General features: G+C 43.1%; 11 protein-coding genes. 5 read left to right on the forward strand and 6 right to left on the reverse strand.

Annotated features, from left to right (window positions below; genetic code table 11):
- Both PX484_RS24315 and pstS read right to left on the reverse strand, forming a co-directional pair.
- The coding region (locus PX484_RS24315) for a PstC family ABC transporter permease (RefSeq protein WP_409786242.1) at window positions 1-521 on the reverse strand (521 nt) is incomplete at its 3' end.
- 94 nt (window positions 522-615) lie between these two features.
- Window positions 616-1,737, reverse strand: coding sequence for a phosphate ABC transporter substrate-binding protein PstS (gene pstS, locus PX484_RS24320; RefSeq protein ID WP_287764667.1), 1,122 nt, complete (start codon window positions 1,735-1,737; stop codon window positions 616-618).
- Between the two features lie 510 nt (window positions 1,738-2,247).
- Between pstS and PX484_RS24325 the strand changes: the two genes are divergently transcribed.
- Entirely contained in the window at window positions 2,248-3,282 is a 1,035-nt protein-coding gene (locus PX484_RS24325; protein WP_287764669.1) for a PstS family phosphate ABC transporter substrate-binding protein, read from the forward strand.
- Window positions 3,283-3,535: 253 nt separating this feature from the next.
- Here PX484_RS24325 and PX484_RS24330 read toward each other — a convergent pair whose 3' ends face one another.
- The 3 genes from PX484_RS24330 to PX484_RS24340 form a co-directional block, all read right to left on the reverse strand.
- The gene (locus PX484_RS24330; RefSeq protein ID WP_287764672.1) at window positions 3,536-5,077 is read right to left on the reverse strand and encodes a ferredoxin--nitrite reductase; all 1,542 of its coding nucleotides are present in this window, start codon (window positions 5,075-5,077) and stop codon (window positions 3,536-3,538) included.
- A 278-nt stretch (window positions 5,078-5,355) separates the two neighbouring features.
- Window positions 5,356-6,390, reverse strand: a complete 1,035-nt coding sequence (trpD, locus tag PX484_RS24335) for an anthranilate phosphoribosyltransferase (protein ID WP_287764675.1) — start codon at window positions 6,388-6,390, stop codon at window positions 5,356-5,358.
- A gap of 79 nt (window positions 6,391-6,469) precedes the next feature.
- Window positions 6,470-6,997 (reverse strand): GIY-YIG nuclease family protein, encoded by a 528-nt coding sequence (locus tag PX484_RS24340; protein WP_287764678.1) that lies wholly within the window; start codon window positions 6,995-6,997, stop codon window positions 6,470-6,472.
- 590 nt (window positions 6,998-7,587) lie between these two features.
- Between PX484_RS24340 and PX484_RS24345 the strand changes: the two genes are divergently transcribed.
- The 4 genes from PX484_RS24345 to PX484_RS24360 all read left to right on the forward strand — a co-directional run bounded on the left by PX484_RS24345 (window position 7,588) and on the right by PX484_RS24360 (window position 10,945).
- Window positions 7,588-8,103, forward strand: coding sequence for a DUF4433 domain-containing protein (locus PX484_RS24345; RefSeq protein WP_287764681.1), 516 nt, complete (start codon window positions 7,588-7,590; stop codon window positions 8,101-8,103).
- Window positions 8,104-8,105: 2 nt separating this feature from the next.
- The gene (locus PX484_RS24350) at window positions 8,106-9,260 is read left to right on the forward strand and encodes a macro domain-containing protein (protein ID WP_287665465.1); all 1,155 of its coding nucleotides are present in this window, start codon (window positions 8,106-8,108) and stop codon (window positions 9,258-9,260) included.
- 285 nt (window positions 9,261-9,545) lie between these two features.
- Window positions 9,546-10,133 carry an L-threonylcarbamoyladenylate synthase gene (locus PX484_RS24355; protein ID WP_287764683.1) on the forward strand — a complete coding sequence of 196 codons (588 nt, stop codon included), beginning with the start codon at window positions 9,546-9,548 and terminating at the stop codon, window positions 10,131-10,133.
- Window positions 10,088-10,945 (forward strand): sensor histidine kinase, encoded by an 858-nt coding sequence (locus PX484_RS24360; RefSeq protein WP_287764685.1) that lies wholly within the window; start codon window positions 10,088-10,090, stop codon window positions 10,943-10,945. Before PX484_RS24355 ends, PX484_RS24360 begins: the two co-directional genes overlap by 46 nt.
- On the opposite strand, the gene PX484_RS24365 is transcribed toward PX484_RS24360, so the two are convergent.
- Window positions 10,881-11,202, reverse strand: a 322-nt coding sequence (locus PX484_RS24365; protein WP_288105990.1) for a GNAT family N-acetyltransferase, incomplete at its 5' end; no start/stop codon positions are given. The two genes, PX484_RS24360 and PX484_RS24365, sit on opposite strands and share 65 nt — an antisense overlap.

An 11,202-nucleotide genomic window follows, 5' to 3' on the forward strand; every position in this document is an offset into this window, starting at 1 on the left:
CCAGGACCCCCTAAAGGAGTACTAAACAGAGGAATCCAACTAAAATTAGCATTTAACCAGTTACCAAGGGGTCTGAGGATAGGAATCAATACAAAGATACCCCATAATCCGTAAACAACACTGGGAATAGCGGCCAAAAGTTGTACGAGAAAAACCAAAATTGTCCGCGCATTTAAGGGAATAAAATCTTCGCTTAAAAAAATGGCTGAACCGATACCGAGGGGAACAGCAATCAGGAGGGCAATCAGAGAACTAACGAGAGTTCCGTAGATAACGGGCAGAACTCCGAATTCTTCCCGACCGCGCACGGGATTCCAAGCACTACTGGTCAAAAATCCCAGACCAAAGGTTTGAATCGCCGGTAAGGCCCGAATAAAAATAACTAGGGCAATTAGGAGCAAAATCAGCCCAATAGCGATGGCAAAGGCAGTGGTTAATCCGACAAAGCCTTTATCGAGGATTTTTTCCGATTCTGGACGTTCTTTAAAATTTGAGTCGGGTGGAACTGTGGGCGCACTCATGATTAGGGTTTAAATCCAGCTAGTTTGCGGTAGCTAAGGGAGAAATTGGCCTTTCTCCACTATTATTGTAACTTTGAATACATTTTTTCGGCTACTAATCCACATTGATTGTGTAATCGGGATAGATGACATCGGCAGCGGCGGCTACTCGTTCCCGGACGTTTTTCGGTAGGGGAATATAACCAAGGGCGGCGGACTGTTCCTGTCCCTGATTGAGTCCAAATTCAATCATCGCCTCCATAGCTAAAGCTTTTTGGGGATTGTCGTATTTTTTATAAACTAACATCCAACTATAGGTGACAATGGGGTAGGAATTTTCCCCCGGCGGATCAACGATAAAAGCCCGCAGATTTTCGGGTAATTCCACCGTAGCTAAGGTGGCAGCGGCGTTAGTTTCATTGGGGGCGACAAATTTACCCGCCTGATTTTGTAAAACGGCCATGGGCAGGTTATTATTTTTAGCGAAACCGTACTCAATATAACCGATCGAGCCTTGATTTTGTTGAATTAGGGCAGTTACTCCCTCATTACCCCTACCACCGAGAAATTTACCTTTTTTGGTCGGCCATTGTACGGCTTTTCCTTCCCCGATGCTTTTTTTCCATTCGGGACTAACGGCGCTTAAAAACTTAGTAAAAACCCCCGTTGTTCCGCTACCGTCTGCCCGGTGAACTACGGTAATTTCTTGATTGGGTAGTTTTAAATCGGGGTTATCGGCGGCGATTTTGGCATCGTTCCAACGGGTAATCGTGCCTAAAAAGATGCCTACATAGGCTTCTCTGCTTAGTTTCAGCCCTTCTACTCCGGGCAAATTATAAGCCATAACGATGCTTCCCGCCGTCATCGGTAGCAGTAAAACCCCGCGGCTAACTCTGGCCATATCCTCGTCACTCATGGCCACATCGGAAGCGCCAAAATCGATCGTACCTTGAATAAATTGTTCGACTCCCGCCCCGCTACCGGTAGATTGATAGTTAATTAGCAGTTTAGAAAATATTTGATTAATGGTGACAAACCAGTTTTGATATAGGGGTGCAGGAAAAGAAGCGCCCGCACCATTGAGGGCGACCTCTCCTTGTAGAGGAACCTGGGCGATTCTATTGCTTCCCTCTCCGCTAGTTCCTGCCGTATCGCCGCCCCCACAAGCGGTTAAAGTCGCTGTTAAAGTGGCTATGGATAAGGCTGTTAGTAAATGGGTTCTGTTTTTGTTGAGCATAGGATTAATTTTGATCCGTAAACTGCCTTAAATCTTACGCTAAAGTTTACCACGGATTGGTAAAGAATAGGTTAAGAAGTGAATAAAAGAACATAATGTATTGTCAAGAAAAATTTTCTCGATAACTAGACAAAAATCTCAACTTCTTTTACTATTTATTTTGACTAAACATTAGTTTTAAGTAGGGAGGCACAATTATTTGTAGGATGGGTTAGCGGTAGCGTAACATAATCGGGCGTTGGGTTTCATGCTTCAACCCAACCTACGTTCTTCTTTTACTATTTATTTTGACTAAACATTAGTTTTAAGTCGCGGGTAAAGCCGCTGACTTTTCCAGTTTAGATTAGTTTTTTCTCTTTCCCTATCATTATAGGGACGTAAAAAAAACAAAGAAAAGATTAAGGTTTTTAGTCATCATCCCTCAGCTTTTTTCTCCCCACTACCCCACTACCCCACTGATAACTGAAAAGTCTCCCCAATACCCGTTTTTACTTTCTCCTTTTTACACCTATGCTAGAAATCTTTACTCAGCTATCTCGTCCCACCAAAGTAGTGGCAATTGTCCTGGGTACTGCCCTAATTTTACCCGCCTGTGTCAATATTTCCACTCAAGACCTAAAACCGATTAAAATCGATGGTTCGAGTACCGTAGCACCAATTACCGATAAAGTTCTCGAAGATTTTAAAGCTAATACCCCTAACAAAGCTTTGGCTGATGTTAAAATTGACGCTAATATTTCAGGAACCGGCGGCGGTTTTAGAAAATTTTGTGCGGGAGAAACGGATATTAATAATGCTTCTCGGCCGATTTCTGTGGAAGAATTAAAAGAATGTGATGCTAATAAGGTAAGATTTATTGAACTACCGATCGCTTTTGATGCTTTAACCGTGGTAGTCAATCCCCAAAATAACTGGGTTGATGATATTTCCACCACAGAATTAAGAACTATTTGGGAACCAGCAGCCGAGAATAAAATCAAACGTTGGAATCAAATTAATCCCGCTTGGCCCGACCGAACGATTACCCTTCATGGGCCAGGTAAAGATTCTGGAACCTACGATTTTTTTAGTGAGGTAATTAACGGCAAAGATGCCAGTCGTGGGGACGTTAATTTTAGTGAAGATGACCAAGCTTTAGTTAATGCCGTCAGTCAAGATGCCAACGCTTTGGGATATTTTGGCCACGCTTATTATGAACAAAATCGGGATAAATTAAAAGCTTTAAAAGTTAACGGTATTGAACCAACTCGCGGCAATGTCGAGGATAGTAAATATCAGCCTTTATCTCGTCCTTTGTTTATTTATGTTAATGCCCAAAAAGCCCAAGAGAATCCCGCTTTAGAGAAATTTGTCGAACATTATCTCGATCGAGTTCCCAATTTATTAGATACTATTGGTTATATTCCCCTACCGGATGAGGCCTATCATTTGGCACGGGTACAGTTGCAAAAATTTGAGGTAGGAACGGTTTTTGATGGCCGACCCCAACCCAATTTAACCATCGGGGAATTACTTCGCAAACAAGCCCAATTTAAAGCTAAGTAACGATTCCCATCTCATACTAAATCCCTTGAGTATAGGCTACATATCAGGAGAGGCACTTCTGCAAGGGGAGTGACTCTTAAATTATTACAGATGTGTCAGCGGCTGCGTGTAAGCATCCCACCGAAAAACTAATGCGCTCCGGGGTTTGGGGGCGGCGCCACGCCCCCAACGGGGGGTTTGGGTAGGGTTGATTCATGAATCAACCCTACTATGAATCAACCCTACCCATTCAGCGTATCGAGAAACTTGCTAATTAACCTTTCGGTGTCGCCCCAAATTGTTCGATGAGGATAGAGGTTAACACCGATTTTAAGTCTTCACAGGGAATCCCTTTTTGTACACAACTTCCCAGGTGGGCATCTTTACCCACTTTACCCCCCATGTAGAGGTCAACTCCCTCCACGGTTTTGCCGTCTTTGCGAGCTTTTGTCCCCATCAAACCGATATCGGCCACTTGGGGTTGTCCGCAGGAGTTAGGGCAACCGGTCCAGTGCATACGCACACCCCGGGGAATATTTAATTCGGCATCTAACTGACGAATCAAGTCCACAGCCTTATTTTTGGTTTCAATCAGGGCAAAATTGCAGAATTGCGCCCCCGTGCAAGAAACGAGCGCTCGTTGTAAAGGAGTGGGATTGGGGGTAAACTTAGCCAGTAAAGGCTCGGTTAAAAGAGTTGGCATATTTTCAGCCGCTATATTGGGAATAATCACGTTTTGTTCCACGGTTAAACGCAATTCTCCGCTGCCATACACTTCGGCAATCCGGGCTAAATCTAACATATCATCGGCAAATAGACGGCCAACGGGAACACAAAGACCGATATAGCTCAATCCCTCCTGTTTTTGGGGAAAAACTCCTAAATGATCTCGTTTTTCCCAGTCAATAGCGTCTTTTTCCGCTGCCGTTGCCAAGGGATAACCTAGGTGATTAGCCACCCGCGTGCGGAATTCCTCAATTCCCCACTCATCAATTAACCACATTAAACGGGATTTTTGACGGTTGGAGCGCAATCCGTTATCGCGGTAAACTTCCAAAATTCCTCGGCATAAATCCACCACTTCCTGATTCGGTCTCACCCAAACATTCATGGGAATTGCCGCTTCACAGCGTTTAGCCGAGAAAAAGCCGCCCACCACGACATTAAAGCCTAATTCTTCCTCTTTATAGGCAGGAACAAAGGCAATATCGTTAATTTCCGCATGAACGGAATTATCCCGTCCCCCCTCGATGGCAATATTAAATTTGCGGGGCAGATTGCTAAATTGATAATTACCTTGACCGTAGTTGGTAATCATATCTTGGACTTTTTGGACTAATTCCCTGGTGTCAATTAATTCATCCGCATCTAGTCCCGCCATGGGTGAACCGGTAATATTTCTGACATTATCCATGCCCGATTGTACCGAAGTCATACCCACGGATTTTAGTCGTTGGAAAATATCAGGAATATCTTCGATACGAATACCGCGTAATTGTAGGTTCTGACGAGTAGTAATATCGGCATTGCCATCATCGCCGTAACGCTGCACGATTTCCCCTAAAACGCGCATTTGCTCACTGCTAATAATGCCGTTAGGAACCCGTAAACGCATCATGAATTTACCCGGGGTGACGGGACGATAAAAAACCCCCACCCATTTTAAGCGATGTTCTAAATCGGTTTTATCCATCGCTTCCCAACCGATTTGGGCAAAATGATCCAGTTCATCTTTAATGGCTAATCCGTCTTTTTCGGCTTTAAATTTCTCGAATTTATTGAGAGTCGTTCCATCTTTTTCAGGTGCTTGTACCACGAATCTATCTCCTTCTGGTTTGTGAGTGTAATTGTTCTAGTTGGTGGGGGTTAGAAATGAAGAAATCGCGATTTAACAATAAGTATTCTGTAAAATACTGTCGTCATTAGCAAAAATTTAGTAATTTACCTAGTCTCTATTTGTTATTTAATTCGTTTTAACTTGGGTGATTTTGTATTGTTTGTAACAGAAATTCGCTCACCATCGTGTTTAAGCATTTATATCATGCAGTAAGTGCATTGAGATGGGGTGTGGGGGGAAGGGAGCAGGGAATTTTCCTAAGCGAGAAACTTAACCAACTCCTCTAATTTTTGCCAAGCTAACCCACTGGCTAAAATGTCGCGAGCGAGGGCGAAACCGGCAGCATGGTCGCCAAAAGTGACCTTTTCTGCCACCTGTAGGGCAAGAGAGGCATTAATCGCCACAGCATCCCGTTGAGGCGGCGTTCCCCCCCCTTGCAGGACATTTTTGAGGATTTCGGCATTTTCTGGCACTTCCCCGCCTTTAAGGGCATTTAAACTGGCTCTGGGGATAGCAATTGACAAGGGATCGATCGCCGCAGAAATCACCTCGCCATTATTTAATAAAGCCATATCGGTCAGATCTCCTAACCCCACCTCGTCGAGTTTTTCCCGGCCGTGAACAATAATCGCCTTGGGGGTTCCCATTTGTGCTAAAGCTGTGGCCATGGGGGTGAGAAATTGCTGGTCATAAACCCCGATAACTTGACCTGTGGGACGGAGAGGATTAACTAGAGGGCCCAGAAGATTAAAAACCGTGCGAACTTTCAGGGTTTTGCGGAGATTAGCCACACTTTTCAGGGCTGGATGCCAACCGGGGGCAAAAAGAAAGGTCACTCCCACCCCATCTAAAGCCGCCGCCACCTTCTCGCTAGGGGCGCTCAAATTAACCCCAAGATATTCTAAAACATCGGCCGAACCGACTTTACTGGAGGCGGAGCGATTGCCGTGTTTAGCCACTTTTACGCCCCCGGCGGCCGCCACAAAGGCCACGGCAGTGGAAATATTAAAGGTTGAAGCCCCGTCACCGCCGGTGCCACAGGTATCGATAACGGGAGTGGTATGGGGTTTAGGGTCTTCTAAGCGAGATTGTTGCCGTAAAACTCCGGCCATTCCCGCTAATTCGTCCGCCGAGACTCCTTTTGCTTGCAAAGCCGCTAAAATTGCCCCCGATAAAACTTCTGGAATCTGGCCGTTTAACCATCCGGTCATTAATTCTTCAGCTTGGTTAAGGGAAAGGGATTTTTGATCGAGTAGTTGCTGCAGTAGGTTTGGCCAGTCTTGATTGGTCATCGCTGTTCCATTGGTGTGGGGATGGGGCGATATACTATCATAGCGGTTTGTCTGGAGAATCGATCGCTCCTAGGAATTTTTACTTTAAATCGAGCAAACCCTGTTCTTTTAACTTAGGATTAAAACGAATTTCCATCTGTACTCCCCGTTTTTCTAGGGTTGATAAAATATCATTTTCCACTCGTCTGGATACCTGTTTTAATAACTTAATTTTCCCTAATTCGTCAGCACTTTGATAAATTTCTTTTTCTGTGTCAGTCATGGCTAATTTAGCATCAATTGGTTCTGTCCAGAGTTTTTCATTGTCGATTACTGCCTGACTTTCTCTTAGCCAAGCTTGTTTAATCGCTTCGAGAATAGTCCTATTAGGACGCTCGATCACCTGTATTTTTAGCCAATAACAAGCTTGAGGCTGTCGGGCAAGATGTTGTTTTAAACTGAGATAAATATCACGAGAATAGCCGACAAAATCTAGGACTTGCTCTCGATTAAAAATGGCATAAACCCCGATTTTTCCCTGGAAATCAGCAGAGATATTACCCGTGGTATCTAGGTAGGGAATATATTCTAATTGTTGGAGATTAGCAAAAGTATCAGGCTCATTCATAATTAATCGTCGCTCATTGGTTGGAGATAGCTAAATTATACCTAAGTAAGTAGTTATAATTAAATTGAAGATAGATTTTGCCTCTGATCCCCCCTTAGTCCCCCCTTGATAAGGGTAGGGTCGTTTCATTCTCTCTTATGTCATTCTCTAAAATCCTTATCTGGCAACGTTTTTAGTCGATTTCTCGGAAATACATAGCTGAAAATTTGTCAAAACGTCGTGCTTTGTAGGTTGATTCATGAATCAACCTACTATGAGAGCAAAAACCTGTACTTCCCTGCTCCCTAGCTTACCTCATAAGCGATTAAGGGTAGCAAAAAAAGAATTAGATTCGGAGAATGAATCAGTCCTACCTTGATAAGGGGGGTATCTGACAACTTTTAACACCTACCTACCTAAGTTTGAATTTTATATTGCGGGCTGTGGCTAACCTAGTATGGTAAACTAACAGTTGCCCTGCCGTTAGTCGCAGGGAACAATAAGCAAGTGAGCATAGCTGAGGTTCCTCCGTATGGATATCTTTCAGGAGTACGGTATTGAGTACCTGTACCACATGACTTATATAAATAACCTTACCTCTATCATTACGAATGGATTGTTGTCACATACATAATGAAGCCTATAGGAGAGGATTAATAGAAGTAGATATTTCTGATCCAGATGTTCAAGATAGAAGAGCTAATCGAAAAATTGACGAAATACCACTACATGAATATGTCCCGCTGTATTTTTCACCCAGAAATCCAATGCTGTATAGTAGGAAACAGCATCAAGATGACATTGTTATTTTGGGAATTGAGCCACAACTTTTATTAGAAACAAATGTTATCTTTTCTGATGGAAATGCAGCGGCAGGGGAGACTCGGTTCTATCGGGGTGCGCAAATGCTTAACCAGTTGCCGTGGAATGTAATCTGGGCGCAATACTGGAATGATTTCGAAGATGGCAAGCGCATGAAGTGTGCAGAGATACTTGTTTACCCGACGGTAGCGCCCAATAGGATCAAAGCAGTATTTTGCCGTTCCCAGAAGCACAGCAACGTTATCCTTGCAGCTATACAGAGAACTGATATTATAGGAATGGTAGGTCCAGGTTTATATTTCTAGTCATGCTACATTACACAGATACCACAGTTTTCAATGTCAACACGCAAACGATTGTTAACACAGTTAACTGCGTTGGTGTAATGGGTGCTGGCTTGGCTCTAGAGTTTCAGCTAAGATTTCCAGAAATGGAAAAAGACTATGTAGAGCGATGCAGGAAAAAAGAGGTTAAAACTGGAAAGCCTTATCTTTACAGAAATTATGGGAATGTTTGGATTCTTAACTTCCCGACAAAGGATCACTGGAAGTATCCCTCTAAAATTGAATGGATAGATGAGGGACTTAAGTATTTTTCCATTAACTATCAGAAAGGCGGCATTACTTCGATCGCTTTTCCTAAGTTGGGATGTAGTCATGGTGGACTTGATTGGGGTGATGTATCCCCTTTGATGGAAAAATATCTGGGAAACCTCGATATTGATGTATTTATTTGTTTAGATCAAGAAAAGGAAGCAACGGGTGTAGAGGGTTCAATGGTTAGTTTGGTCAATAATATTGAGAGCTTTGGATGGGATAAAGAACTTAATCTCAGAGCTGATATCAGAAAAAAAATAATTCATGCCTTACCAATTAGAAGATTTCGAGAGTTAGGAAAAATTGAAGGTGTTGGTAAGCAGACATATAATGATATGTTTAGCTTCTTATATCAATCCGTAAAGAAATTTGAGTTTGAGAAAGATAAGCCTAAATCTGCTAATACATTGCAACTTCAGATTCTGGACACAATTACTGAAGAAGAGAACTGGCAAGAATCTACCAATCAGTTAAGTTCTCAATTAGAAGCAGTAGGTTTTTATGAAGAACGCACTGAGATAAACACTACTCTTACTACAGAGGAGAATCTAGGGGCTTCTGCAAGTCAGTCAAGTTCTCCGTTACAAGCGGCATCTACTACTGAAGAACAGAGAATTATGGGTGCTTCTTGCAATGAAAATTATGATGCTTTCCTGATAATTCTGCCCTATATAGAACAAGCACTTAGTACAGAGCGCACAAAAGATGAAATTTCTGAAATGTTTAAGCTTCCTAAAAAGTTGGTAGGTGAGTGGTTGGAAGCGGCAGAAAAACTTGGTAAAGTTAAAAAGCTTACACGTCCTGTTAGGTATGTTGCCACATCGAATCAGTTGCAACGGCAATTAGAGTATGAGTTTGCGGTATAAGCTGTAAACAGGCTAATAACCGTGTTGCATAAGCTGTTAACTATCTATCTAAATTAATCGTTTACCGCAATATCAAATTGAGACAGATTCTGTTAAAACGACAGGTTGCGTCAACTGTGATGAATCGATCAAATTCCGATTCTGGAAGGGTAAGAAGTTGACCATTTTTGACAAGAGGCACTAGGAGCAAGTGTTAGTAAAATTAATCTTGATCAACTGCTTGCCCTTTAAAATTGTACCAAAAAGTTTTAGGCTAAATTAGTCCCCAAAAATGATCAATTCTCAATGCCTACTGCTTCTCTTAACGAAATTGTTCACGCGGCCCTCAGTGGTCAAGTGGTTTCTTTTCCCACGGATACAGTCCCCGCTTTAGCGGTTTCTCCCCCCTATGCTGCCTTAGTTTTTGCCGCTAAAAAACGGACTTTTGATAAACCTTTAATTCTCATGGCGGCCTCAGCAGCAGATTTATGGGATTATGTCAAGGGAAATCAGGAAGAAAGGGAGATTTGGCGGCAAATGACCGAAAAATACTGGCCCGGCTCCCTAACTTTGGTTTTACCCGCTTCTGAAAAAGTACCAAAAGTTCTTAACCCTAAAAATCCTAGCACGATCGGGATCCGAGTTCCCGCTCATGCGATCGCCAGAGAAATTCTCGGTCGAACTGGTGTTTTAGCGACCACAAGTGCTAATCTGTCAGGACAAGAGCCTTTATTAACTCCAGAAGCGATTATGACTACTTTTCCCTCGGTGACGGTGTTAGCGCCCACAGAAAGGCAAGCATGGGGAATAATCAATAGTGGACAACCCTCCACCGTCGCGCGTTGGCAATGTCAAGGATGGGATATCTTACGACAAGGGGCAGTTTTTCTGTAAATATGGACGATATTGACGCTTTAAAACGGGAATTACAGCAAACTCGCCTCGCTTATCAGATGGCCGTGGCAATTAATCACCTCAAAAGCAGTTTTTTGGGACGGGTTGCCCACGAATTGCGATCGCCATTGAGCAGTATGATCAGTATCCATCAAATGATTCTCGCCGATCTTTGCGAAAGTCCGGCGGAAGAAAGGGAATTTATCGCCCAGGGACAACTGGCGGGCTGTAAACTGATGGCAATGCTCGATGAGATGATTAATCTCTCCAAACTAGAGTCTGGTACTATACCTCTCGATCAAGAAATTTTTTCTTTAACTAAACTCTGGGAAGATTGGGCAAGTTTAACCTATTTACAGGCAGCTAACCGCAATATTAAGCTTAAATTTAGCCCTTTAACCGATGATATTGCTATTATTGCCGATTATCAGCGTTTATTTTCTGCTCTTGTCCTTCTCGTCGATGCAGCGATCGCTAACTTAACGAGTGGCTCTATTTGTATATCGGTAAGCGCCCTTGGCGAGAAAAAAGTCACTATTACCCTAGAATTTCCCGGGAAAATGGCTCTCTGGCAAATGTCAGAAATTTACCCCTTGAGTTTAGAATCAAAGCCAGAAGAAGTAAAACAATTTACTCAAGCTCTCGGTCTTTCTCCCAGTCTTAAATTTCAGTTAGCGAAGGGAATTATCGAAGTCTCGGGGGGGGAAATGAGCTTAGATCAAATCGATAACAATAGTCAGGACAAGCTCACACGGATCGTTTTTTCTTTACCTCGATCGCCGGACAGGAAAAATCCTCGGGATAACGATTAAATAATACCATCGTCGTGGTGGCGTTGCTTTGGAAACCAATGCGCCGGTAAAATTTCTCTTGATTAGTAGTCATCAAATAGACTCTTTCCACCCGATTTATTCGGGGATGGGCCAAAACTGTTTCTACTAATTTACGCCCTAAACCCGCTCCCTGATAATCGGGATGAACAATCACATCCCAAATAGTTGCCCGATAAATGCCGTCAGAAATGGCGCGAGCAAAACCAATTAATTGCCGCTCATTCCACACCGTCACC

Origin of the sequence: Microcystis sp. M49636_WE2 (assembly GCF_030065375.1) — a bacterium.
Classification (GTDB): domain Bacteria; phylum Cyanobacteriota; class Cyanobacteriia; order Cyanobacteriales; family Microcystaceae; genus Microcystis; species Microcystis aeruginosa_C.